The 25,870-nt window shown below is 24.0% G+C and carries 26 protein-coding genes and 1 pseudogene; 15 read left to right on the top strand and 12 right to left on the bottom strand.

The features are described from left to right. Positions 1–44: 44 nt before the first annotated feature. Positions 45–608, bottom strand: coding sequence for a hypothetical protein (locus tag AACK89_RS02070; protein WP_338978934.1), 564 nt, complete (start codon positions 606–608; stop codon positions 45–47). Between the two features lie 241 nt (positions 609–849). Next, entirely contained in the window at positions 850–1,497 is a 648-nt protein-coding gene (locus AACK89_RS02065; RefSeq protein ID WP_338973840.1) for a hypothetical protein, read from the bottom strand. Between the two features lie 136 nt (positions 1,498–1,633). Between AACK89_RS02065 and AACK89_RS02060 the strand changes: the two genes are divergently transcribed. The 4 genes from AACK89_RS02060 to AACK89_RS02045 all read left to right on the top strand — a co-directional run bounded on the left by AACK89_RS02060 (position 1,634) and on the right by AACK89_RS02045 (position 4,409). Further along, positions 1,634–2,908, top strand: coding sequence for a hemolysin family protein (locus AACK89_RS02060; protein ID WP_338978933.1), 1,275 nt, complete (start codon positions 1,634–1,636; stop codon positions 2,906–2,908). Positions 2,909–2,983: 75 nt separating this feature from the next. Next, complete coding sequence (locus tag AACK89_RS02055) at positions 2,984–3,238, top strand: hypothetical protein (RefSeq protein WP_338978932.1); 255 nt, start codon at positions 2,984–2,986, stop codon at positions 3,236–3,238. Further along, entirely contained in the window at positions 3,225–4,055 is an 831-nt protein-coding gene (locus tag AACK89_RS02050) for a hypothetical protein (protein ID WP_338978931.1), read from the top strand. Before AACK89_RS02055 ends, AACK89_RS02050 begins: the two co-directional genes overlap by 14 nt. A 93-nt stretch (positions 4,056–4,148) precedes the next feature. Then, positions 4,149–4,409, top strand: a complete 261-nt coding sequence (locus AACK89_RS02045) for a hypothetical protein (RefSeq protein ID WP_281749201.1) — start codon at positions 4,149–4,151, stop codon at positions 4,407–4,409. A gap of 238 nt (positions 4,410–4,647) precedes the next feature. Here the strand turns inward: AACK89_RS02045 and AACK89_RS02040 are convergent, their stop codons facing one another. Then, positions 4,648–5,523, bottom strand: a complete 876-nt coding sequence (locus AACK89_RS02040) for a Cof-type HAD-IIB family hydrolase (RefSeq protein WP_338978930.1) — start codon at positions 5,521–5,523, stop codon at positions 4,648–4,650. A 12-nt stretch (positions 5,524–5,535) separates the two neighbouring features. Beyond that, a complete protein-coding gene (trpS, locus tag AACK89_RS02035; RefSeq protein ID WP_338976206.1) occupies positions 5,536–6,561 on the bottom strand; it encodes a tryptophan--tRNA ligase in 1,026 nt (341 codons plus the stop codon). A gap of 190 nt (positions 6,562–6,751) precedes the next feature. On the opposite strand from trpS, the gene AACK89_RS02030 reads away from it, so the two are divergent. Both AACK89_RS02030 and AACK89_RS02025 read left to right on the top strand, forming a co-directional pair. Next, positions 6,752–7,084 (top strand): hypothetical protein, encoded by a 333-nt coding sequence (locus AACK89_RS02030; protein ID WP_338978928.1) that lies wholly within the window; start codon positions 6,752–6,754, stop codon positions 7,082–7,084. Between the two features lie 152 nt (positions 7,085–7,236). Beyond that, positions 7,237–8,385: a hypothetical protein gene (locus tag AACK89_RS02025; protein WP_338978927.1), complete on the top strand. Its 1,149-nt coding sequence runs from the start codon at positions 7,237–7,239 to the stop codon at positions 8,383–8,385. A 93-nt stretch (positions 8,386–8,478) separates the two neighbouring features. Here AACK89_RS02025 and AACK89_RS02020 read toward each other — a convergent pair whose 3' ends face one another. Next, positions 8,479–8,703 carry a hypothetical protein gene (locus tag AACK89_RS02020; protein ID WP_338978926.1) on the bottom strand — a complete coding sequence of 75 codons (225 nt, stop codon included), beginning with the start codon at positions 8,701–8,703 and terminating at the stop codon, positions 8,479–8,481. Positions 8,704–9,298: 595 nt separating this feature from the next. Here AACK89_RS02020 and AACK89_RS02015 point away from each other — a divergent pair. Genes AACK89_RS02015 through AACK89_RS02005 form a run of 3 tightly spaced genes read left to right on the top strand, consistent with a single transcriptional unit; the run spans position 9,299 to position 10,970 of the window. Next, positions 9,299–9,694 (top strand): Spx/MgsR family RNA polymerase-binding regulatory protein, encoded by a 396-nt coding sequence (locus AACK89_RS02015; protein WP_174481244.1) that lies wholly within the window; start codon positions 9,299–9,301, stop codon positions 9,692–9,694. Between the two features lie 23 nt (positions 9,695–9,717). Next, on the top strand, positions 9,718–10,533 hold the full coding sequence (locus tag AACK89_RS02010) for an NAD(+)/NADH kinase (RefSeq protein ID WP_338978925.1): 816 nt from the start codon (positions 9,718–9,720) through the stop codon (positions 10,531–10,533). A gap of 38 nt (positions 10,534–10,571) precedes the next feature. Beyond that, the gene (locus AACK89_RS02005) at positions 10,572–10,970 is read left to right on the top strand and encodes a hypothetical protein (RefSeq protein ID WP_338978923.1); all 399 of its coding nucleotides are present in this window, start codon (positions 10,572–10,574) and stop codon (positions 10,968–10,970) included. A gap of 1 nt (position 10,971) precedes the next feature. On the opposite strand, the gene AACK89_RS02000 is transcribed toward AACK89_RS02005, so the two are convergent. Then, positions 10,972–11,307, bottom strand: coding sequence for a rhodanese-like domain-containing protein (locus AACK89_RS02000; RefSeq protein ID WP_281749170.1), 336 nt, complete (start codon positions 11,305–11,307; stop codon positions 10,972–10,974). A gap of 106 nt (positions 11,308–11,413) precedes the next feature. Between AACK89_RS02000 and AACK89_RS01995 the strand changes: the two genes are divergently transcribed. Continuing rightward, positions 11,414–13,528: a polyribonucleotide nucleotidyltransferase gene (locus AACK89_RS01995; RefSeq protein WP_338978921.1), complete on the top strand. Its 2,115-nt coding sequence runs from the start codon at positions 11,414–11,416 to the stop codon at positions 13,526–13,528. A gap of 178 nt (positions 13,529–13,706) precedes the next feature. Next, complete coding sequence (locus tag AACK89_RS01990) at positions 13,707–15,476, top strand: ribonuclease J (protein WP_338973821.1); 1,770 nt, start codon at positions 13,707–13,709, stop codon at positions 15,474–15,476. A 408-nt stretch (positions 15,477–15,884) separates the two neighbouring features. Here AACK89_RS01990 and AACK89_RS01985 read toward each other — a convergent pair. Beyond that, positions 15,885–16,760 (bottom strand): annotated as a pseudogene (locus tag AACK89_RS01985) (IS256 family transposase); the annotation flags it as partial. Between the two features lie 78 nt (positions 16,761–16,838). On the opposite strand from AACK89_RS01985, the gene AACK89_RS01980 reads away from it, so the two are divergent. Continuing rightward, positions 16,839–17,117 (top strand): transposase, encoded by a 279-nt coding sequence (locus tag AACK89_RS01980; RefSeq protein ID WP_338977702.1) that lies wholly within the window; start codon positions 16,839–16,841, stop codon positions 17,115–17,117. Positions 17,118–17,274: 157 nt separating this feature from the next. Further along, entirely contained in the window at positions 17,275–18,513 is a 1,239-nt protein-coding gene (locus tag AACK89_RS01975; RefSeq protein ID WP_338979264.1) for an IS256 family transposase, read from the top strand. Here the strand turns inward: AACK89_RS01975 and AACK89_RS01970 are convergent. Then, on the bottom strand, positions 18,510–18,860 hold the full coding sequence (locus AACK89_RS01970; RefSeq protein ID WP_338978917.1) for a helix-turn-helix domain-containing protein: 351 nt from the start codon (positions 18,858–18,860) through the stop codon (positions 18,510–18,512). The two genes, AACK89_RS01975 and AACK89_RS01970, sit on opposite strands and share 4 nt — an antisense overlap. A 173-nt stretch (positions 18,861–19,033) precedes the next feature. Here AACK89_RS01970 and AACK89_RS01965 point away from each other — a divergent pair, with 173 nt between their 5' ends. Both AACK89_RS01965 and AACK89_RS01960 read left to right on the top strand, forming a co-directional pair. Next, positions 19,034–19,171 carry a hypothetical protein gene (locus tag AACK89_RS01965; protein WP_338978915.1) on the top strand — a complete coding sequence of 46 codons (138 nt, stop codon included), beginning with the start codon at positions 19,034–19,036 and terminating at the stop codon, positions 19,169–19,171. 71 nt (positions 19,172–19,242) lie between these two features. Next, positions 19,243–19,923 carry an ABC transporter permease gene (locus AACK89_RS01960; protein ID WP_338978913.1) on the top strand — a complete coding sequence of 227 codons (681 nt, stop codon included), beginning with the start codon at positions 19,243–19,245 and terminating at the stop codon, positions 19,921–19,923. Positions 19,924–19,982: 59 nt separating this feature from the next. Here the strand turns inward: AACK89_RS01960 and AACK89_RS01955 are convergent, their stop codons facing one another. The 4 genes from AACK89_RS01955 to AACK89_RS01940 all read right to left on the bottom strand — a co-directional run bounded on the left by AACK89_RS01955 (position 19,983) and on the right by AACK89_RS01940 (position 25,657). Further along, complete coding sequence (locus AACK89_RS01955; RefSeq protein WP_338978911.1) at positions 19,983–21,434, bottom strand: hypothetical protein; 1,452 nt, start codon at positions 21,432–21,434, stop codon at positions 19,983–19,985. Between the two features lie 43 nt (positions 21,435–21,477). Continuing rightward, positions 21,478–22,389 carry a DNA polymerase III subunit delta gene (gene holA / locus AACK89_RS01950; RefSeq protein WP_338978910.1) on the bottom strand — a complete coding sequence of 304 codons (912 nt, stop codon included), beginning with the start codon at positions 22,387–22,389 and terminating at the stop codon, positions 21,478–21,480. Between the two features lie 215 nt (positions 22,390–22,604). Further along, positions 22,605–23,642, bottom strand: a complete 1,038-nt coding sequence (locus AACK89_RS01945) for an SGNH/GDSL hydrolase family protein (RefSeq protein WP_338978909.1) — start codon at positions 23,640–23,642, stop codon at positions 22,605–22,607. A gap of 152 nt (positions 23,643–23,794) precedes the next feature. Continuing rightward, positions 23,795–25,657 carry a ComEC/Rec2 family competence protein gene (locus AACK89_RS01940; protein ID WP_338978907.1) on the bottom strand — a complete coding sequence of 621 codons (1,863 nt, stop codon included), beginning with the start codon at positions 25,655–25,657 and terminating at the stop codon, positions 23,795–23,797. Positions 25,658–25,870: the final 213 nt, after the last annotated feature.

Raw genomic sequence — 25,870 nt, 5'->3', positions numbered from 1 at the left:
TATAGTTCCTTTCTTTTAACTAATTTGTTCACTTGTCTACGTAATTAGTGTCCAATAAAGTGTAACCTATCCAGTTCACTTGTAAAACTTTGTATTTGCTCAGGTAATAATGCTTGTATTTGTTTTTCTGTTAGTACTTGTATTTGTTCTGTTGTAAAAGCAGAGATTTGTCAAAATGTAAATTGTTCAATTTGATGTGGAATTAATGCGGGTATTTGTTCGCTTGTGAGTGCTTGTATTTGTTGAAGTGTAAAACTTTTTATTTGTTCTGCTGTAAATGTTTTAATTTGTCAATTTGTTAATCATTTTATTTGTTTTGTTGATAATCTTTGTATTTGTTCAGTTGTGAGTGTTGAAACCAATATATTTGTGCTTCTTTTTTTATGTCTATTTTTGTTTTTAGTTGTTGTTAATGGCGTTGTTATTTGTTGTCTTAACTTTTTTCCTCATTCTTGTGATTTTAAAAAATTTTGATATGTTTGTTCAACTTTATTTTTGTATTCTTGAATAGAATTTTTTCAAGTAATATTTTTTATATTAGTAGGATCTGTACTGTTAGTATTAAAAGTTACCAATTCACTGGTATTATTAATAAGTAAATCATTCATTTTAGATACCTCTTTTTAACTATAAAACTCATTACTTTTTTTAAAGTAATGAGTTAGAAATGTTTAGAATTATTGTTATTTTTACTAAATCTGCTTATCTACTAAAATTTTAGCACCTTATAAATAAAATACAATAAAAAATAAACACGTATTTTAGTTATATAAATTTATAAAAAATGGAATAAAAAATATTAAGAAATAAAAAAGTAAAAGAAGATATATAATTATCTTCTTTTAAAAATTATATAGTTTTTTTAGCAGCAGTTTTTAATAGATTACCTGTGATTAAAGCTGTTAGTTGATCAAAAAACTGATTTGGACCATCAATAGTTCCTCATTCTTGACCAACAGTTATTAGTTTACCTTTATTAACAATAAAAACAATTGGTAAAGCTTTAAATGCTCTTTCTTTATCAACAGGATTTTGAATTTCCTTGACACCTGAATCAGCAACAGGTGCTGAACTATTATCAGAAATTTTATGGTCAAGTAGTCAATGATAAATTTGTTGTTGTCAACTAATTTTTTTATCATTTCAAAATTGGTTAACAATATCACTACTAGGGTTGGCATAAGGAGATTTTTCATAAATTTTAATATCAATAGTTCCATTAGTAGTAACACTGTTTATTTCAGTTTTCTTTTCTGTTAATCAGTTATCTCATTTACTTGGTACATTATTATTTTTGATTTGCATTGTGTGTAAACCGTCAATAATTTGCTTAGAAAGTGGATTATCAGCAGCACCAAGTATGCCAAAAAAAGCATGCCCACTATTAACATCACTAATAAATTCTTGATATTTTGAATCATCTGTACAAGCACTAACTTGTAAACTAGTTGTTGTGCCTATTATTAAGGCTGCTATTAGTCCAAATTTTTTACGCATTTATTTTCATCACCTTCAATATAATATCATAAAGTTATATGAGTAATAAATTAATAATTAAATATAACGTACTAAGTATACTATGTTATAATCTTAATAACAATATAAAAATCAAAAGGAGTATTTTTTTTTCTATATGGACAGTAATTGGTATATTTATTTAATAATATTGCTAGTTTTATTATTTTTAAGTGGTTTTTATTCATCTGCTGAAACATCATTAACTTCTTTAAATGTTATAAGAATTAAATCTATTGGTAAATTACGTAGTAAGAAAAGTCGTCGTGCTAATATTGTATTTAAGTTAGTTAAAAATTATAATGTAACTTTAACAACAATTTTACTTGGTAACACAGTAATTAATGTTGGAATTGGTACTTTAAGTACCATATTATTTATTGATTCTTTTCATGTTTCTCCTACTTATGGTCCTTTAATATCAACTTTAGTTTCGGCGATTGTTGTTTTAATTATTGGTGAAATTATACCTAAAAGTGTTGCAAAATTACATCCTGAGACAATAGCTTTAAATTATGCATATATTTTGTATATTCTTAATATTATTTTTTATCCAATAACTTTTATTGTTACTTTATTTCAATTTAAAAGTAAAAAACCAACAAGTTCTGAACAAGAACTTATTGAACTGATTTCAATAATTGAAAGAGAAGGAGTTCTTGAAAAAGCAGAACGTGATTTAATTGAATCTGCAATTAAATTTGATGAAAAATCAGTTTTTCAAGCTATGCATCCCAAAAGTAAAATTAAATATATTTATGATGATACGCTACCTAAAGTTATTAAACATCTATATTTAGAAGAAAAATATAGTAGAATTCCTGTTTTAGATCATGTTAATCAAAATGTAATTGGTATTTTAAATATTAAAGAATTTATTATTAATATGTTAGAAAATGAAAATCCAGATTTATTACAATTAATGTTACCAGCAATTTTTATTTCTAAGCGTACTAAGTTAAATGAAGCATTGGAAATTTTACAAACCGAAAGAATGCATATGGCTATTGTCTGCAATAATAAAGATAAAAAAGATTTTAATGGTATTATTACACTTGAAGATATTCTTGAAGAATTAGTTGGTGAAATTTATGATGAAACTGATGAAATTGGATTGATACAAGAAATAGGAACACATAAGTTTCGTGTTGATGGTTCTTCAAAACTTGAAGTATTATTTAAACGTTATTTAAAAAGAAAACCTCCAAATTATAATAAACAAACTGTCCAAGAATGATATATGTTTAAAACAAAAGTAAAGAAAGTAAGGAAAAATAGCCCACTTTTAAAATTTCGAAATTTTTCATTTAAAGTTATAAAGGTTCGCAAAGAATTTGCTGTTTTTGAAGTTGAAATTTTTACTAATAAAAAAATTAAAAATAAATGAGAATAGTTAGTGCAGTATTTTTATTTAAATGCTACAATGTAAAATCATAATTATAATTATGATATGAAGGAGAGGTTAATTATGAAAAAAGGTATTAAATTAGTAACTATGATTACAGCATTAAATCTTGTAACAGTTAATGGTTTAATGTTAACGTTTTCTCCAGACAGTGATCATTATGTCTATTTAAATAAGCATGATGCTAATGCTAGTTTATTAAAATGAAAACTTTCACCAGAAGATGCAAAGATGGTAAAAAAATATGAATATAAAATACATCAAATGGCAAGTAAAGAAAGTATTGATGAATTTAATAACTTGTATGATAATAAATAAAAGTGATGTAATTTGAAGTAATTATGATAGTTTACAATATGATTTAACTCATACTAAAATTGGTGGTAAAACCATTGATGTTAATTGATTTGAAATGTATAAAAAAGCTGGTTTAAATAATGAACAATTACAATTAGCAGAGCAACAACAATTACGTTTTTATAATATTTTTGCTAAAGTTTTTCATAAAAACACTGTTATTAAACTAATTCAAAAAGTAGCACTAGTTGCTGTAAGTGATAGCACAGTAGCATGAACTGCTTTTAATTCAAAAGCTGATAATCAACGTATGGGTTATGGTCCTGAATTTGCAAATATTAATTTAATTGATCAACAATTTCAAGAGGGATTTTGATCTTCAGATCAAATAATTAGTGTTACAACTCACGAATATGGTCATGCTTTAAGTAATTTTATTGGTTTAAGTGCTGATGAAAGAAATTCATTTAATGCTAATTGAAAGTGACCAGATAGCAGTTATAGTGATATTAATACTAATATGACATCAGTTTCTCATAAACTAACCGTTAACAATGATAACAAACAAATTTATGATCGTACTTGATATTTAATTGATTATTTAGGTCAACAAGCAAAATTAACTAATATTAAGCAAAAATTATTATTTGGTTTAATAACAGTTAATAGTAATTATGGTCGTAGTGCCTGATTTAATGGTAAATATAATATAAATCTTGATGATGAATTTTTTGCCGAAAGTTTTGCTAGGTGAATTTTAACGCCCCAGAATCAGCGTGATTGAGGATGAGAATTAGAAAATAGTTTTTTCTTACATTATTTATCAACGGTTTTATAGCATTTTACTAGTTAAAAAGGAGAATTATTTCTCCTTTTTTATTATTTGGTATAATAAATTTAAATAAAAGAATTGAGGAAAGTAGGTAATTTTATGTTTGGCAAAAATATCCATGATCATGAATCACAGCAAAAAAGTTGTTTAAAATGTCAGTATGAAAAACTTTTTAAAACAGGTAAAATATTATTTGATGAATGAGATAAACAACCACCAGCATCTGCTCAATTACTTAAAATAAAAAAGCAATTAAATGAATTAAAAATTAAAATTGAAGAACAAAAAAATGATTCGGAATTAAAGTTTTGTGCCAATCACCCAGAAATTTTTGACTTCTTGCCTTTAGAAGTTTTATAGTTTTTTTGTATTAATAGTATTAAAATATTTATATTTAGTAGAAATTAATGCCCTATTGTTTTAAAAAATAAAACAATAGGTTTTTTTATTTTAGTATATTAAATTTATAAAAAACTTTTTTAAATAAAAACCTATTTACTTTAAAAATAAAGTAAATAGGTTAAAAACTTATATTAATTTTTAAAAACTATATCATATTACAAATATAGAAATAATAGTTAATATATTTTCATTCCTATTAAATATAAATTTCACTTTCTTCATAAAGATTTAATAATTTTGCTAAATGATCACCAACTCCACCCTCATCATTAGTTTTAGTAGTAATATCATTGGCAATACTTTTAATAACAATATTACCATTTTTCATTGCTACACCATAGCCAACTTCCATCAACATTTCTTTATCATTAATTTCATCACCATAAGCAATAACATCTCTAATATCAACATTATAATATTGAGCCAAAATGCGAGCTGTCATTCCTTTATCAATAAATTTACTTGAAATTTCAAAGATTAGTTTATTATTATCATAGCGATTTCAAGTATTTACCTTAATTGAGTTTGAATATTTTTCTAAGTTACGATATACTTGATCAAGATTAGTATTTTCTTTAAATTCAATTAAAATGGCATTAGCGCTCCCTTTTCAATCACGAATTAATTTACTAATTGTAAAAGTATCATTCTCAATAGTATCTAAATGAAAATAAGTTTCAAAGAAATCATCTTTTTTTCAACATACTGCTTTGTTGTAATATTCAATAACCGCGTTTTCAATTTGTTGAAAAATATAGTCTTCATTTAAAATATGTTTAACAATTGTTTCAGAAATTGGAAAAACTAATCGTTTGAATTTTTTGATTTTTGGATCATGAATATGGCCACCATTAAAATTGCATAGTAATGTATTAAGACCTAATTCACGATAAAATTTAATTGATCCACGATAAGGTCGACCAGTGACAATACAAACAATATGACCTTGTTTTTGAGCATCAATTAGTGCTTTTTTAGTATTAATATGAATTTCTCGACCACCACTTTTTAATAGAGTACCATCTAAATCAACTAGGATTAAATGTTTTTGTTTTTTATTGTATAAAGACATTATCTCTTCCTCCTATCTTTCTTTCTCGATAAAATTAATACCCATTGTGTCTTGAACAAAGTTTAATTTTTTAGTAGCAATATTATTAGCAAAATTTGCACCTTCTTCTAAATATTTTGCTAATTGTGATGATTTTTCGTTAATAAATTCTTGGTGTTTTTTTTGCATTGGTTCTAATAAATCATTTATTACTTTAATTACTTCTTCTTTTAAAAAACCATAATTGTGATTGCTGAAGTATTGTTCACAAGTTTTGATATCTTTTTTAGTAATGCTAGCATAAATAGTTAATAAATTACTAACTCCAGGCTTATGTTCTGGATCAAATTTAATAATATTTTCTGAATCAGTAACTGCTTTTTTAATTTTATTGGCAACTTCTTGTTTGCTATCGCTTAAAAAAATAGTATTTTTTAGATTAGTATCAGATTTTGACATTTTTTTTTCAGGTTCTTGTAAACTCATAATTTTCTGTGCTTGTTTATCAATAATGATTTTAGGAATTTTGAATAAATCAGTTTTATAATTGTTATTCATTCTTGTTGCTAAAGTTTTTGTCAATTCTAAATGTTGAGTTTGATCAACACCAACTGGCACAAAATCAGCGTCATATAGTAAAATATCAGCAGCCATTAATGCTGGATATGTAAGAATACCTGTTGGAATACTAATCGTTTTATTTTGTTGATTTGTCATTTTTTGACTTTTATCTTTAAATTGTGTCATTCGTTCTAATTCACCGACATAACTATTACATAATAATATATATCCTAATTGACTATGGGCTAAAACATCAGATTGAATAAAAATATGAGATTTATTTGGTATAATACCAGCAGCAAAATATCAAGCGGCAATATCTTTAATATTATCTCTTAATTCTTGTGCTTTTATTGGTAGTGTTAATCCATGTAAATTTGCAACAAATATTAAGAGTTCATGTTCTTCTTGCAATTTTAAAAAATTATTAATTGCTCCCAAGTAGTTACCAAGAGTTAATTTTCCAGTGCTAGTTATTCCCGATATAATACGAGCCATATATTTTGCTTCCTCCAAATTATTTTTTTAATATAATTAATTATCAATGATAAAGTTAAATAATTCAATTAATTATATTAAAATTTGTTTGATTTTGATATAATAAAAACATAAATTAAAAATAGTTTTTGACCCATAGCTTTTATTTTTTAAGAGTAATGGGTTTTTTACTTTATAAAGGAGTTTTTTTATGTTATTTGGAGAAGAAAAATATAAGGATGATTTACAAAAATATTTAAAGAAAATAAAAGATCGAAACAATGTGAAAGAATATCTTCAAACTCTTGGGTTAAAACTCGAGGAATTAGAAATCAAGAAACAAAATATTGCTGAAAAACAAGCAAGTTTTGAATTTGAAAGAAAACAACTAGAAGATATATTGAAGAAAGCTGAAAGTCAATTAAGAAATATCAAAGATAGTGAAGATAAAAAAACATTTATTGAACAATATGTTAATCAGATGACTGATAAATTAAAAGCAGTTAATGAATATATATATATATACTTTAGAAGTTGAAAGTAAAGAAACTAGTAAAGATATAAAAAAACAGAAATCTAGACAGAGTAGATAACAGAAGAACCTTAGAAAGAATTAGAAATGAATTATTTAATTTAAAAAAAAATAATTCAAGAATCATCTTTTTTAATGGTAGTTTAAAAGCATTAAAAGAAAATATGACAAAATTACAAGAAGAAAAAACTAAAATATTAAATTTAAAAAAAGAAATTTTAAAAAAAGAAGAATTGAAAGTGGAATTACAAAGTTTAGAAAAGTTAATTGCATTAATAAAACAAAAATCAGAAATTGAATTAGAAATTGAAAGATTAGAAAAAAACAAGGAACAATTAACAACAGAGATTGATGTAAATAACGGTCAAATACAATCTATTTTTAATGATAATGAAACTTCTAAAGAACAATTAATCACAAAAATAGATGAAATAAATTTAAATATTAAAACATTAAATGACAAGATAGATGCAAAAACTAATTCAATTTCTCGTTTAGAAGAAGAAATTGAAAGTAATGAAAGTAATGATAAAGATATTAATTTAAAAGTAAAAGATTCAGAAAATATTTTTCAGAATCTTTTACTTTTACAAGATTGAAGAGATAGTAATTGACGTCGTGTTATTGCAATATTAACTTTTGGCATTTTTTGTAGTTACAAAAGTGTTCAAAAAAAATTAGATAAAGAATTTGTTAATCGAAGTAATATAAATAAAGAAATTGCTGATTTACGAATGACAAATGAAAGTAAAATAAAACAAAAAAAAGATTTGTCTGATGAAATATTAAAACATAAAAAAGAGACAAATATATTAAAGGAAAATTGACTAGTATTAAAAGCACAATTAAGCAAAAAGAATAATACTAAAGAAATAGAAGATTTAAAAGTAACTAATAGTCAAAAACAATTTTTATTAGAAAATACAATACTAAAAATTAAACAACAAAGAGAAAAATTAAAAAATATTTCAATTGAAAATACGCAACCATTAACTGATTTAGAAATACTTCAAAAAGAAAAAAGTGATAAATTAAATTCATTAAATGCCATTAGTTTAGATAAACTTGATAAAAATATAGAAACAGTAATAGTAAGAGAAAGTGAATTAAAAATAAAAATTAATGAAAATGAATCATCTATTTCAGATTCTAGTTTAGATAATTTTAAGATAGAAGTAGAAATTGAAACAAAAAAACAACTTTTAGAAATAGAACCATTTACTAAAGTAAAGCCACTCTTAGAAAAGAGTAATTCTAACGATTCTGGTATTGATATAACAACAGAATCAATTAAAATGATAAGTTCAGTTTAATTTATTAAAGTATTTAAATTAAATTTTATTCATAAAATAAAAAGACTTAGTAAAAATACTAAGTCTTTTTATTTGTCTTTAAAAGATAAATATTTATAAAGTATTAATTGTTACTTTATTATTTATATTATTGACTGGGTTTTGTAATTCAAAGTTATTGATGTTCGTTACATCATTATTTGCTAATAAAGGAGTTGTTTTTTTAGATTTTGAAAATGATACTAGCATATTTTCTATTAATCCCTTAGTGGCATTTGTTATTTTTTTATTACCAAATTGTGTTATGTTTAAACTATGAATTAAAGATACAGAATCCATTATGCATACTACTAAATTATTTGGATTTAAAATAGTATTTAATTTATCTTTTATTGATTTTCCATTTCTTGTATTATCATAAAAAAAATAAAATAGTTGATAAACTAAGACCAGTTAATAATATTCCGGTGGAACTAATTATAGTTCCAATTATAAATTCTTTAAAATATTTACTGTTATTATTTTGAATAGGCATGTTTAGTTAACTCCTTGTTTTTTACGCATAAAAATTATTTATTTTTAATTATTTACTTTAAAATAAAGAAAATTTAATTTTATAATTTCATTATATTATAATTCAAATTATAAATAAAATTTGACAGTAAAATATATGTTAAATTTTTTTATAAAATTTAAGGAATAAAAGTATCTATTTTTCAAAAAATAATATGATATAATATGTGGGTGAAGGATATAGCGGAAAAGGTCTTTCATGTACTTATTTTCTAAGTTTGGTCAAAGATAGTGTGGAAATATATATTATTATAGTAATGTAGAGTTTATTAACTTTTATCTTTAAAAGATAAAAAAATATTAATTTTAAAAAAAGAGTATTTAAATCAAATGTAGTCTAAAAGCAAAGAGGGGTATTGTCATGATTAAAATATATGTTTCGCCAAGTTGTTTGTCTTCAAAAAAAGTTATTCAATTTTTTGATAAGCATAAAATTCCATATATTAAACGTAATATTATCCATAATCCATTGACCGATACTGAAATTAAATTATTATTAAGATTTGTACCAAATGGTGTTGGTGATATTATTTCAACAAGAGCAAAGTTTATTAAAACACATGCTATTAATATTGAAAAGTTAACAATGTTACAAGTTTTTGATTTAATTAAAACTTCACCAACTGTTTTAAAACGTCCAATTATTGTTCAAGAAAATAAACAACGTATTCAAATTGGTTATAATGAAGATGAGATTGAATTATTTTTACGTGGTTCTATTGAAAACGAATTTGAAGATTCTTGTGAAATATTTTAATTGAAATATGATTGGAATACATGATGAAAAATTATAAATTTACAATTATTGCTAATAAATATGAGAATTCTCAATCATTAGATAAGGAATTAAGGGCCAAGTTATTGGCCCTTAAAGCACTTGAAGATACTTCTTTTCCAGATATTGTTTTTATTATTGGTGGTGATGGAACATTTTTAAAAGCTGTTCATGATTATAATAATATACTCAATACTGTTAAGTTTGTTAGTTTTAAATGTGGTAATCTTGGTTTTTATGAAAACTTTTTAAACACAGAAGTTGACAAAGTATTAATGTGAATTGATAAAAATGATAATAATTTAATAGTAAATAAATTTTCATTATTAGAAGTAAATATTAATAATAAGATTTTATATGCTATTAATGAAGTTAAATTTGTTAATTTAACAACAACTCTTTCATGTCAAGTGTTAATTAATAATCAATTATTTGAAAACTTTCGTGGTTCTGGTTTAGTTATTGCAACAAGAACTGGTTCGACGGGTTTAATGAAATCACTTGGTGGTGCTGTTTTAATTTCAAATCATAACTTAATGCAATTTCATGAAATTGCTCCAGTAGCTAATAATAGTTATCGCAGTTTAAATTCACCACTAATTTTGGATGAAAATCATGAAATTACTTTGAAAAATATTAAAAAAGATAGTAAATTGAGCTATTTTGGAAAATTAATTGTTGATACTTTTGATTTTAATGATAAACTAAATGATAAGGTAACAATTAAATTATCAAAATTAACGTTACAAGTTTTAGAATATCGACTTAATCATCATTCTTTACTTGCTAAAGTAAAAAAAGCTTTTATTCAAGAAGATTAAGAAAATATTTAAAAATATATTAATTAAGGAAGGTAATCATGCCAATTTGACAAATAGTATTATTAGTTATTGCATTGTTATTTGCTGTGGCTAGTATTGGGATTTGAATATGAAATGTTAGTACAGCTAAAAAATTACGTAATCAACAAGAAAGTAGTTTAAAACCCATTAATAAACCACAAAAATTCCCATTTAAATTACAAAATTTTATTGTTGATTTAGGAGGAATTGATAATATTAAAGGGACAACAGCAACAGCAAATAAAATTAAGGTAGAGATTATTGATCATTCAAAAATTAATTTTAATAATCTTAAAAAAATTAAAAATCGTGGTATTTTATACCAAGACGATAGTGTTAGTTTAGTCCTAGGAACTTATTGTAATAATTTAAGTATTGCTATTAATGATCTTATTAAATTAAATAATGAGAAATAAGTTATTTTTTGTAATATCCATAAATACCATTAATTAAAACATAAGTGTTAGTATAGCCCAATTCTCTGAGTGTTAGTGCAGCAGCAGTTGAACGATTTCCTGCATTACAAATAGTTATAATCACTTGATTTTTGCTTTCAATATATTTACTAGGATTTTTAATCAAATCATAGTAAGGAATATTAACAATATTAAGTTCACCATTATCATTTGTTATTTTTTTTAAAATTTGATATTCAGCAACATCACGAACATCAATAATTAAAGCTTTATTTTTAATTTTATCAAAGTCTTTATTTGAAATTGAAATTTCATTTTGTATTTTATGTTTAAACATAAGTTATGACCTCCTAAAATAAAATTGTTCTATAACTTATTTTAACATTTTATTATGCTATAATGCTCATAGTTGCGACAAAAAATGGAAGTTAAGGAGTAAAATAATGTTAAAAGAAAAATTCCTTTTTAAAGAAGGAAAATATGAATTAATTGTTGAATTAGGTACAATGGCTAATTTAGCAGAAAAATCAGTAAAAATTACTTATGGAAATACAGTTGTATTAACAACTGTATCTTATAATGAAGTTATTAATAATCAAGATTTTTTTCCATTACAAATAGTTTTTCAAGAAAAGTTATATTCAGTTGGTAAGATTCCGGGTGGTTTTTTAAAGCGTGAAGGTCGACCTAGTGAATATGCAACACTATGTGCTAGATTAATTGATCGTTCAATTCGTCCATTATTTCCAAAAGGTTTTGTTAATGAAGTGCAAGTTGTAAATAATGTTTTTGCGTTAGATGATGCTTGTGATGTTAGAGTAAATGCAGCTTTTGGGACTTCATTTGCTTTAGGATTAAGTAGTTTGCCATTTCAGGGTCCTAGTGCTACTGTTGTTGTTGGTAAAATAAATGATGAACTTGTCCTTAATCCAACACAAGAGCAATTATTAAATTCAAAAATGGAATTAATTGTTGGTGGAACAAAAGATGCCATCAATATGGTTGAAGCAGGATGTCATGATATTTTAGAAAAAGATATGATTAAAGCATTAAAATTTGCACATGAACATATTATTAAATTAATAATTTTTCAAGAAAGTATCATTGAAAAATTAAAACCAAATAAATTTGAGCCACAGTTAGCATTAATTCCTGTTAATATTGAACAATTTGTAGAAACAAATTGTCAATCACAAATTAGTAAAATTAGTACTACTGTTGATAAAAAAAGTCGAAGCAACTTGATTAAAAATTTAGTTGAAGAAACATTTCAAAGTTTTAAAAATGAATTTAATCAAGAAGTTTTAAATATTGGTGAAGAAACAACTATTCATAATTTACGCAAAAGTATTGATCAATTATTACAAAAAGCAATGCGTACTATGATTTTAAAAAATAATGTACGAGTTGATGGACGAAAAGCTGATGATATTAGAAAATTAACAAGTATGATTGATGTTTTACCTATTGTTCATGGTAGTGCAATGTTTACTCGTGGTGAAACACAAGTTTTATCAGTTTTAACGTTGGGTGCACTTGCTGAACATCAAATTATTGATGGATTAGGTAAAGAAGAGTATAAACGTTTTATTCATCATTATAATTTTCCTCCATTTTCTGTTGGTGAAACCGGAAGAATGGGTGTTCCTTCACGACGTGAGATTGGTCATGGCGCCCTTGGTGAAAAAGCATTATTACAAATTATTCCTCTTGAAAAAGATTTCCCTTATACAATTAGATTAGTATCAGAAGTATTAGCATCAAATGGTTCAACTTCACAAGCAGCAATTTGTGCTTCATCAATGGCATTAATGGCTGGTGGCGTACCAATTAGAGCTGCAATTGCTGGTATTGCCATGGGTTTAATTAAAGAAGAAAAAGATTTTACAATTTTAACTGATATTCAAGGATTAGAAGATCACTTAGGTGATATGGATTTTAAAGTGGCAGGAACAGCCAATGGTATTTGTGCTTTACAAATGGATATTAAAATTACTGGTATTGATTTTAATATTATTACACAAGCTTTGGAAAAAGCCAGAGTTGCGAGATTACAAGTATTAGCAAACATGAATGAAGTAATTAAAAAGCCTAGAACTACATTGGCACCTAATGCTCCAAAAATTATTCAAAAGTTAATTCCAATTGATAAAATTCGTGATATTATTGGTGTTGGTGGGAAAGTTATTAATAAAATTATTACCGACTGTGATAATGTTAAAATTGATATTGAAGATGATGGACGATTGATGATTTATCATAATGAACAATCAGCCATTGATAAAGCTTGACAAATTATTGAAAGTATTGTTAATCCTGTTCAAATTAAAATCGGTTCTGAATTTGATAGTAAAGTTGTAAAAATTGTTAATTTTGGTGTTTTTGTTAATTTACAAGATAAGATTGATGGTTTAATTCATATTTCAGAATTTTCAAAAAAATTTAATAAACGTATTGATAATTTAAATAATGTCGTTAAAATCAATGATATAATTAAAGTTCGAGTAATTAAAGTTGAAGATAATAGTAAGCTTAGCTTAGAAATTATTGATAAATAATTTGAAACTATTTTTAATGAAAATTAATTACAGTTTTATTATTAAATTAGTGTTAAAATACTAATAACATAATATAGCAGCATCTTGGGAATTTAAGTTAAAATTTTAATTTTTATGTTCTTCTAAGATATTAAATTTTATAAAATAAAAATAAAGAAAGTTGAAAACTGGTGAAAACATGGCAAAGATAAAAGTATTTGCTCTGGGTGGATTAGATGAACGTGGTAAAAACTTATATGTTGTTGAAGTAAATGATAAGATATTTGTATTTGATGCCGGCATTAGACTCCCAGAAAGAGAAATTTTAGGAATTGATATTATTATTCCAGATTATACATATTTAAAAGAAAATAAACATCGTATTCAAGGTATATTTATTTCAAAACCATCTGATGATGCTTTTGGAGCACTACCTTATATTTTAAAAGATTTTAATAAAATAAAACCCGAGTATAAAGTTCCAATCTTTACTAGTAAATTAACTGATTTTATGATTAAGCAGAAATTAGAACGTTTTCGTTTTATTAATCAAAATGAAATTATAATTAAAACTATTGAGCCTGAACAAAAAGTATCGTTTGGTAATGTTGTTGTTAAAACATTTAAAACAACTACTTCAATTCCAGGTAGTTTAGGTTTTGTTTTAACTGTAAATAATGGTGAAAATATTAAATTAAATGAAACAATTGTTTATACGGGTGATTATATTTTTGATGGTGAACATCGTAGTGATTTTACTACTGATATTCAACATTTAGCTAGTGTTTCTAAAAATGATGTTTTATTATTAATTAGTGAAGCAACATGTGCCAATAGAAAAGCTTTTACAGCTCCTAAGCATAAAATTCAAACTATTATTGAACCAGTATTAAAAGAAGCACCAGGAAGGGTTATTCTTGCATGTTATGATCAAGATTTATATCGTGTTAGTGAAATTCTTAATGCTATTAAAGAAACTGACTCTAAACGTAAAATTGCAGTTTATGGTGCAACTTTATATGATATTTTATTAAAAGTTAATGATTTAAACGCTTTCAATATTGATAAATCACAAATTATTAATTTAGCACAAACAATTGGTACTAAAGATACAGTAATTATTGTTACTGGTAGTGGTGAACGTTTATTTACTAGAATGAATAAAATTGCTATTGGTAATGATGATTATTTAAAACTTGAATCGCAAGATACAATAATTTTAGCAACTCCACCAATTCCAGGAAATGAATTGGCTCATGCAGCCTTATTAGATGACTTAGCACGTACTGATGTTAAAGTTATTAATATATCAGAAAAACAAGCTTGAAGTTTAAATGCTTCTTATGAAGATATTAAGTTAATGGTTAATATTATTGAACCAAAATATTTTTTACCAGTTAAAGGTTTATATAAAGATTTTGTAGCAGCACAAGCAGCAGCCATTGATGCTGGTGTGTTACATAACAATGCTTTAATTCATGATAATGGTGAAGTTATTACTTTTGAAAATGGTAAATTAATTGATAATTTTGTTAAACAGTATGTTGCACGTCCTTCTCGTTTTAATGATAAAAATGCTACTAATAAAACAACAGATAACTTAATAAAAACTGGTGATGTATATGTAGATGGTATTGGTGTTGGTGATATTGGTTCAATTGTTATTAGTGAAAGAAAACAATTACAACGTGATGGTATTTTAATTACAGGAGTGACAATAAATCGTAAAACTAAGGAAATTGTTTCTTTAATTGATGCACAAATGCGTGGTGTTGTTTATTTAACTAATAATGAAGAAATGTTGAAAAAATTGCAAAACATTATTATTAATGTTATTGAAAAATATAAAACTAATACTGCTTTTAGTCTTAGTGAAGTTAAGACTAAAATGAAAAATGATTTACAAGATTATATTAAAAAAGAAACTGGTAAGTTACCTATGATTTTAACAGTTGTTAATGAAATTTAAGGTTAATGATATTATCATTAACCTTAAATTATATAATTTTTTCATATTTAAACTAATTTTAAAATTTATATAATGTTTACTAAATTAGAACCAGTTTAGAAAAATACTAAAGACTATTGAAAATCAATTTAAAATAATTTATAGTGCATTTAGTAAAAAAACATGAAAATTATTGCTGGAAAATTTGAAAGTAATAAAAAAATTTCTTCAACTTGTATATTAGTTTCGGTTGAAGAAATTTTTTATTTTATTAATTAAAAATCCAATAACTTTGTAAACTACATTATATAAATTAATAGAAAAATTTAAAATTTAAAAATTTCATGGATTATAATGCCCTTTACCTTTTATTTTTGCTGCATTTTCGAGGCTTTTTAATAATCTGTGTATCTTTGTTTTACAAAGTTACTAATTTAGATTAATTCTGTCTTCAAATTTTATCATAAAATGAGCAATTGCTGTATTTCAATTTTGAATAGGCAATGTTCATTTTTTTGTTATATTTTCAATTGCCAAGTAAAATATTTTGAAAACTGCCATATCATTAGGAAAAACTTTTTTATTTCTGATGATTTTTCGTAATTGACTATTAACAGATTCAATAGCATTTGTAGTATAAATCACTCTTTTGATTTCTACTGGATAACTAATAAAAACCATTAAATTATCTCAATTTTTATATCAAGATTTAGTAATTTGAGGATATTGTTTATTTCATTTACTTTCAAACGATTCTAAAGCTTGCATTGCTTGTTCTTCACTACATGCACTATAAATTGGTTTTAAATCTGCAACTAGACCTTTTCGATGTTTGTATGAAACATATTTTAAACTATTTCTAATTTGATGAACAATGCATAATTGATTTTCTGTTTTAGGATAAACTGATTGTATTGCTTCTGACATGCCTGTTAAATTATCACTACAAGCAATAAGAATATCATTTAAGCCACGATTTTTCATTTCTGTGAAATTAGATAATCAAAACTTAGAACCTTCATTTTCACTAATTCATAATCCTAAAACATCTTTTTTGCCTTCTAAATCAACTCCTAATGCTATATAAACTGATTTGTTAATAATCCGTTTATCTTGTTGTACTTTAACTACTATACAATCAAAATAAACAATAGGATAAATACTTTCTAATGGTCGATTTTGTCATGCTTTAACATCATCAATAACATCATCAGTAATTTGACTAATAACACTTTCACTAATATCAGCACCATGATATAACTCTTGCAACTGCATTCTAATGTCAGATAATGTCATTCCTTTTGCATTGGATAGGTTACACTTTATTGGACACTAATTACGTAGACAAGTGAACAAATTAGTTAAAAGAAAGGAACTATAATTATGGCCAATATTAACTCATATACCGATGAATTTAAAAAACAAATAGTAGCTTTATATCAAAGCGGTAAGTCAGTGTCTTGTCTTGCTAAAGAGTACAATGTTACAAGAGCAGCTACTTATAATTGAATTAAGCAATTTACTAATTCAGGCAGTTTTAAAACTAAAGATAATCGTTCTATTGAAGAAAATGAATTAATTAAATTAAGAAAAGAATTAAAACAGTTACGAATGGAAAATGATATTTTAAAGCAAGCAGCACTAATAATAGGCAGAAAATAGAAATTATTGCTAAAAATAAAGTTAAATATAAAATTCGCACAATGTGTCGTTTTTTAAAACTTTGGAAATGTTTAGTAATCTGTGTAACTTACAAAAATAACTATGTTTAATTAATTCTAGTAAATATAATTAAATGACTAGAAAGAGTGAGTTACAGATGGCTAAAAAAGATAACTTTAATAATAATGATCCAATATCAAAAGCAGTAGATTTATTACTAGAAAATACTGAAGATTTAACAACAGTTTTTAAACCTGGCGGTTTATATAAAGAATTAACAAAAAGATTAGTTGAAAAAATGTTGAATTCTGAAATGCAAAATTATTTAGGATATGAAAAAAATCAACATAGTACTACTGAAAATGCTCGTAATGGTACAAGTTCAAAAAAATTAATAACTCAACAAGGTAAAATTGAAATTGATGTACCAAGAGATCGCAATAGTAATTTTACTCCTGTAATAGTTCCTAAAAGGCAAAGAAGATTTGATGGTTTTGATCAACAAGTTCTTTCCTTGTATGCAAAAGGAATGACATTATCTGACATTAGAATGCAGTTGCAAGAGTTATATCATGGTGCTGATATTAGTGAAAGTGTTATTAGTCAAATTACTGATGATGTTATTGATGATGTTAAAGCATGACAAAATCGACCATTAGAAAGTATTTATCCTATTGTTTATTTTGATTGTATAGTAGTTAAAGTACAACAAGATAAACGGATTATTAACAAATCAGTTTATATAGCATTAGGAGTTGATTTAGAAGGCAAAAAAGATGTTTTAGGATTATGAATTAGTGAAAATGAAGGTTCTAAGTTTTGATTATCTAATTTCACAGAAATGAAAAATCGTGGCTTAAATGATATTCTTATTGCTTGTAGTGATAATTTAACAGGCATGTCAGAAGCAATACAATCAGTTTATCCTAAAACAGAACATCAATTATGCATTGTTCATCAAATTAGAAATAGTTTAAAATATGTTTCATACAAACATCGAAAAGGTCTAGTTGCAGATTTAAAACCAATTTATAGTGCATGTAGTGAAGAACAAGCAATGCAAGCTTTAGAATCGTTTGAAAGTAAATGAAATAAACAATATCCTCAAATTACTAAATCTTGATATAAAAATTGAGATAATTTAATGGTTTTTATTAGTTATCCAGTAGAAATCAAAAGAGTGATTTATACTACAAATGCTATTGAATCTGTTAATAGTCAATTACGAAAAATCATCAGAAATAAAAAAGTTTTTCCTAATGATATGGCAGTTTTCAAAATATTTTACTTGGCAATTGAAAATATAACAAAAAAATGAACATTGCCTATTCAAAATTGAAATACAGCAATTGCTCATTTTATGATAAAATTTGAAGACAGAATTAATCTAAATTAGTAACTTTGTAAAACAAAGATACACAGATTATTAAAAAGCCTCGACTTTTCCAATATTTCAATTTTAGTTTGTAGTAATAATAATTCTTTTTCAACACGTTTTTCATATTTTTTTAATGATTCCTTTGGTCTTTTCTTAAAATCTCTACTCACAGCATTTACCTCTTGTTTTTTAATTTTACTTCTTATCGAAACTAAACCTTTTTCACCTTGTAAGTATCATTTTTGTATTCAAATATAAATTATCTTTCTGCTAATTTTATTTTCTTTACTTAATGTTGTAGCAGATTTACCAGCAAAATATTGTTCTATGATTTTTAATTTTAATTCCTTATTATATCTTGTCATAAAAAAGGTCTCCTTACTAAGTTAAAACATTGTTTTTTGCAACTTAGGGGTGACCCTTTCTTGAAGAATTTTGTGAAAAGTATATTTACATTCATAATGGAGTTATAAAAGAAGCAGGAAATGTTAAAGATATTGTTAAAAAATATGGCTCAGTTCATAACTTTACATGAAAAATGTTTGATAAAAATAAAAAAGTTGATTTAAAAAAACAATATGAAGAAATAAAAAAAGAAAATGCTGAAATCAAAAAAATAAGAAAAAAAATAAATGAATTCATAAAGCCAAAATGCCCGAAAAAAGTCGACCATTAATAAACTTAATGTTTAAATATTATTATCGAGGATTTTTTGTACCCTTCTTTCTAGTTTTATTTCCAATTCTAATGTTGTTCTTAGAAGGTTTTGCTTTTAAACAAATGGAAGGTGATACTGTAAAAAGTTTAAATACTTTAGTTGGTTCAATTTCAATGTTACAACCAATGGCAGTAGGAATTTTCATTATTCCACAAACAATTGTTGAATTTAAAAATAGTGTTTTAATGAAGCGAATTGGAGCAACAAATATTAAACCAATTTTCTTTGTTCTTTCAGTTATGATAATTGGATTTTTCTTTATGATAGCAACATTCTTATGATCTTTATTATGAGCTGGAATTATGTTTGGTGGTACTTATGGGTGAAGTAATATAGTAACAGCAAATTTTATTGGAGAATCTATCCCATTTATTATCTTAATTTTCTTTTCATCAATGGGTTTAGGAATGTTATTAGCCTCAATTTTCAAATCAGTAACTGCTTTAGTTGCAGCATCAAATGTAATTTATTTTCCAGTTGCACTTTTAAGTGGGGTATTTTTCCCGGCTGAGTTAATTAATAGTAGTCCTGTTTTAAAATACGGAACTTACTTTAATCCATTCAAATACGCTATGGATCCATTTATTCAAGCTTGAAGTGGAACAAGTTTTACTTTTACAACAACTTATGGAATATATCTAGGAGTTGCACTTGGATTGATTGGTATTTACACAATAGTTGCAAGTTCAAAATTACGTTGACAAGCATAATAAAACTAATAATTAAAAATAATAAAATTAAAAAGGACTTTTAGTCCTTTTTAATTTTATTATTTAAATAAATCACTATTACGTCAAAATTTATGATCTTTTGTATCTTTTTTATTATCATTATCTAAACTATCATCAAAAAGTGATGGATCGATTTCATAGGGTTTACCACTTAAAGCATTATTAATAGCATTTTGATATTCCGAATTGGCTCTCATAATTTTATTACGATCAATTTTTGGATTAAGAATAGCAATAACTAGTATAATAGCAATTGGTAAAATTGCTGATGCTGCTGTAATATATGTTAATATTTGAAAAGCTTTAAAAGTTGCTAATCCTTTTAATCAGGGTAAAGCATTAGGATTAATTTTGTCACCTTTATCTAAAAAAGAAGTAAATGTTCTTAATAATGAATCATCTGTTGTCATATAAAATAAATTTGAAATTGTATAAATTATTCAAAAAATTAAAATAACTATTAAAAAATATGATGTTTGATATAAATCACGACCTAATTTTGGTGGTTTTAAAATTGAATATAAAAAGCCTCCATTTAAAACTATTGTTGTAACAATAGTGAAAACTATAGTTTTTGATTGTTGTGCAAAATTATAATAAACGGGTGATGTACTATTATCTTTAATTTGAAAAGTACCTGCTATAAAATAAGTTAGTATATAAGTAGCTATTGCTAGCACTGTTGTTAATAAGAAAAAAGCTGATAATATTTTCTTTAAAAGTGGAATATATTTTGGTTTATTCATATAAGGGTAAAATTTAGGATTTGTGGCGGGATGTTGCGGTAATACACCTAACTTCGCTAAATTTGCTAAACTATTATTATCAAGATTATTAATATTTAAATTATTACCTAGATTCCCAATGCCACCAATATTAGGATTTGTATCAACATTATTATCAACATTCTGATTATTTGGAGTAACACTTGGCTTAACCTCAGTAGCATCATCACTAAAATTATTTAATGCAGTAATTTGATCATTTAATTCATTAAAAGTATTATTATCAAACTGTCTTATTCGTTCAAGACTTTCTTTTTCCACAGTCTTACAAATATTAGTAATTGTAACTATTAATAAGTTACGCTCTTCAAGAATTTCAATACGATTTTTAGGAGAACTTTTAGTAATACTCAAACTACGATTTACCAAATTAGAAATTAACTGCAAAAATTCTATTGCATACTTTTTATCTTTTAATTCTTTTAGTTCTTTTTCAAGAAAAAATAAATTAGAAATTTGTAATTCTAAAATTTTTAAAAGTTCTTCATTAGCAAAAATAGATTTTCTAACAATTAAATTATTTAAACTGTTATATATAGTACTTGATATTTCATAGTATAATGCAACATTTAAATCTTCTTCTGAGTACACTTTTTCGGTTTTTTTCTTTGTAACTCTTTTTACTTTTGGTTTAACCAATGTAATGTCACTATTTTCTTCTACTAACTTTTTTTCTGTAACATCAGTATTTTTATTACTTTTCATTATATGTATCACCTCTTGAGTTTAAAACATCTATAATTATATACTAAATATTCAAAAAAAATAAATCAATTGCAATATTTTTATTAAACTTTCCTTTTTTGATATTGTAATCTAATTCATATAATTTTAACAAAATATTATTAATATTTAAATTAATATTTAAATATTGTTCTAATATTTTTACTTGAAACTTGGAAATATTTAATATATTGGAAATATCTTCATTACTTTTTTTTTGTTTAACTAAAATTTTGATATCTCTAATTAATTCTAATTGATATACAAGAATATTAATCAATTTAATTTTATCATAATTAATAACATTATAATAGTTATATTGTGTTCAAAAATTGTTATAATCTTTTTTTAATATACATTCAACAGTTTTAAAAATATTTGTTTCAAAATATTTAGGAACCACCTCAATAATAATATCTGAAGTTATTTTTTTTCCAATTAACCTTAATTTTGATAACTCATTTAAAATAATACTGACATCATTTGGCAAGTATTCTAAAAGAAAATTAGTTGCTTCTTGAGTAATGTTAACTTTAAAACTATTGCAAACTTTATTAATTAATAATAATAATTGTGATTTTGTATAATTTTTAATTTTGATAATATTAAATTGTTGAAATTCTCTACTAATTTTAAAATCAACATTTAAACTTTTAATAATTATCATTGTTTTTTGATTATGATTAAGCAAAGCATTAACAAATTTTTTTTCTTTAATATATTTTTGCCATAAATTACTGCTATCATTAATTACGATTACTTTATTTTCTTCAAATATACTCATAATTTGAATTTCATTAATAATATTAACAATTGTATCCTCTTGTAATTCATATAGATTATAATCATAATTTTCTTTTTTATGATTTTTTTTAATTAATTGTTCAATATTTTTTCTTACTAAATACTCATCTTGACCATGAACAATATAAACCATGTTTCCAACCTCACAAAATTATTAATATATTTTATGTTAATGTTATAATATCATAATGTTTCATATATAATCACACTTTTATTTTTTCCTCAATAATAAACTTTTTTAAGATTATTCAGTGTTTCAATATTCGGAAAACACTTTCGTTTTTGATAATATTCCAAATTTGAACTTTTATCTTATATACTAATTGTTATATCTAATGTTTTAAAACATTATCACTTTTCAACTAAATTATAAAGATCTTCAGCAACTGCTTGATGCACTAATGTTGTTGGATGAACTTCATCAAAGAAGAAATAATTATATGTTTCTTTTGTTGAACCATTAACATATGTTGCTGTAACAGCACCATCTAATGCCATATGAGCATAATCAGATTCAATTGCATTTTCAGTAATATTTTTTCCTTCTTGTTGAAATATCAACGCATATTTACTTAATTCTTCTCTTAAACTAAATCTTCTAATAAAATTAGGATAATTAGTTGTATATAAAGATATCTCATGATTTCAAAGTGTTTTATAAGCATCAGATAATTGTTTTGCTAAAACTTGCGATTTAGTTCCATAATATTTTGGGACAAGACTAAAATCTGGAACATCAGTAGCAACAATATGTTGAATGCCTTTATTAATTAATTCTTGAATTATATCTCCTTCTTTTATAATTGCATTATAAATAATATCAAGTCCTTTATAATAGTTACCACTATCAATAGCAGCCAACATATCATTATTTCCTGATTCAAGAAAGACTAAATCATCACTTTGTAAATTTTGATGTTGAGATAATAAAGCAGCCATTTGATGTTGAAGGCTAAAACGATTTGAATAAAATTCTCCTGTTCATGAATCATTTTCAGCTGCAACAGCGCCTCCAACCGCATAGTTATTACCAAATTGTTCATAAGTTGCTGCATCATTTAAAATCGTATATTTTCATCCTGCTTGTAAGTTTAAATGTAATTTATTAGCTAAAATTGCTGCAACCTTACCATTGCTGAAAGAGCGATTTAAATAATATGGATCTCCTAATTCTACTTGAGCGACTCATAAAGGTGCTAATGGTGATTTTTGGACAAAGTCACTCCCAGCTCCAACAAAACTACCAGTATCAGAAAGACTATCACCAAGAACGTATAATTGATGATAATCAGTAACTGTTTTTTCTGCCTTGCTATTGGATGTAATAGTAGTTATTAACATTGAAGGTAACAACAAAATTTTTAATAAATGATTTATTTTTTTCATATTTTTTCCCCTTTTGTTTTAATTATATATTTTTTAGCTTTCTTTTCTAAAAAGTAATTTTCTTTTAATTATTCAATACTTTTACTAAATACTCATATTGAACATGAATAATATAAATACTATTTCTAATCTCACAATATTATTATATCAGTTTATATTAACGTTATAATATCATAATGTTTCATATATATTCTTATAATCACAGTTTTATTTTTTCCCGAATAATAAACTTGAGCATTAATTTTTTTAAGATTATTCAATGTTTCAATATTGGGAAACTGTCTTCGTTTTTGATAATGTCCGGAAATTAATGCTAGTTCTGGATTAAGAGTTTTTAAAAAACTAATAGTTGATGAAGTTTTTGAACCATGGTGAGGAACTTGTAAAATATTAATTTTACTTAATACATGGGTGTTAACTAATAAATTTTCGGTTTGTTCTTCAATATCACCAGTAAATAAAATTTTATAATTATAAACTTTTAATAACAAAACTAAACTTTTATTATTTTCAGAAACATATTGCAAATTAAAACCATAAACTAAATTATGAATTGGATTAAAACCATCAATAACATATTGCGATAATTGATTGGTATTTTCATAAATTTTATCTATTTTTAAGTTCATTTTCAAAAATCCAATATTACTAATATGATCTAAATCATGATGAGTTAAAAATACTGCTTTTAAACTATGAATTCCTTTTGCTGAAAGATAATTATAAATAGTTGGATTATTTGGTTTTAAATCTTCTGTGCCCGCATCAATTAAAATAGCAGATTTATTATAAGGACTAGTTATTAAAAAACTCATAGCATTACCAACATTAATCATTGTTAATTCATAATAAGGTTTAATAATACTATTCATTCATAATGTTGAAAGTAAAACAAAATTAATAATAACTGTTAACATTCTTCAATTAAAATATCGTCAACAGTTATAAATAACTATTAAAATTAAAAAATAAAGTTGTAAAATTCAAATTTCAATTTTAAAAGTCGGAATTCAAATATTACTCATATTTATTAACTTAATAATAATAATTAAAAAATTTAAAATTGGAGAAAAAAAACTTAAAATTGAATTTAAAAATAAATTTAAAAATAAAATAACATCACAAAAAATAATGATTGGTGTAAAAAATAATAAATATGCAACAGTTAATAAACTAAAACCATGATTTATTTGTCACTGAATAGGAATAGTGAATAAAAATAAAACAAAATTAATCAATAACATTCTAATCCAATAACTATATTTTTTAAATTTATTATTAATAAATAAAATCAAAAAAGTAATACCAAAAGAAAGTTGAAATCCTAAAAGATAGAATTGTAAAGGTCATAAACAAAGACAACAATAAGCACTAAAACTAAGAATAGAAATTGGATGAATAGTTTTTTTATTAAATTTTAAAATACAACTAAAAATTAAAAAAAATAATGCTTTCATTGCTGCAATAGATCAATTAAGTAAATATAAATAAAAACATAAAATTACAAAGCAAATTAAAAGTTTAATTAATTGATTTTTGATAAATCAAAAACTTTTTTTTAAAAAAACAAAGAAAAAATTAATGTGTAAACCACTAACAACAATAATTGGAGTAATACCAAACTTATTAAAAATGGTAAAAATAGATTTGTTTTCTTCAGTTTTCTGACCAAATAATAATAATTTAGTTCAAGTTTTAATTTCCTTTGGAAAAGTATTTATATAATTAAAAAAAATAGTTCTAAGAGTTTTTCCAAAAACAACTTTTACTTTATTTCCATTAACTACTATTTGTTTATTAACATTATTAGCATTTAAAAATAATTTAAAATCAAACTCATAAAAATTATTAATAGTTTTTAAATATTTAGTTTGACCTTTAAAAATAAGTGTATCATCTAATTGGGCATTAATAGTATACTGCATATTATTAATATAATAATGTGATAATAAATAATATTTTTCTCATCCTTCTTGTACTATCAAATAATTTGGATGGGTTTCTACTACTTTCAAATTAACATTTTCAATATTTATATGTTCATCTTTTTTAAAGTTAATATTAACTAAGGAAGTAAAAGTAAATACTAATAATAAAAAGAAATACTTATAAAATGATTGCTTTTTAAAAAAAAATATAATACAAAAGAATAATTATTATTAATAATAAAACTAAACCACTAAATATCGTAAAACTTGATAAAAAGAAAACTAAAAATATTAGAAATA

It is taken from the genome of Spiroplasma endosymbiont of Panzeria rudis, assembly GCF_964019705.1.
Taxonomy (GTDB): domain Bacteria; phylum Bacillota_I; class Bacilli_A; order Mycoplasmatales; family VBWQ01; genus Spiroplasma_E; species Spiroplasma_E ixodetis_A.
This window is presented reverse-complemented; position numbering and strand designations above follow the sequence as displayed.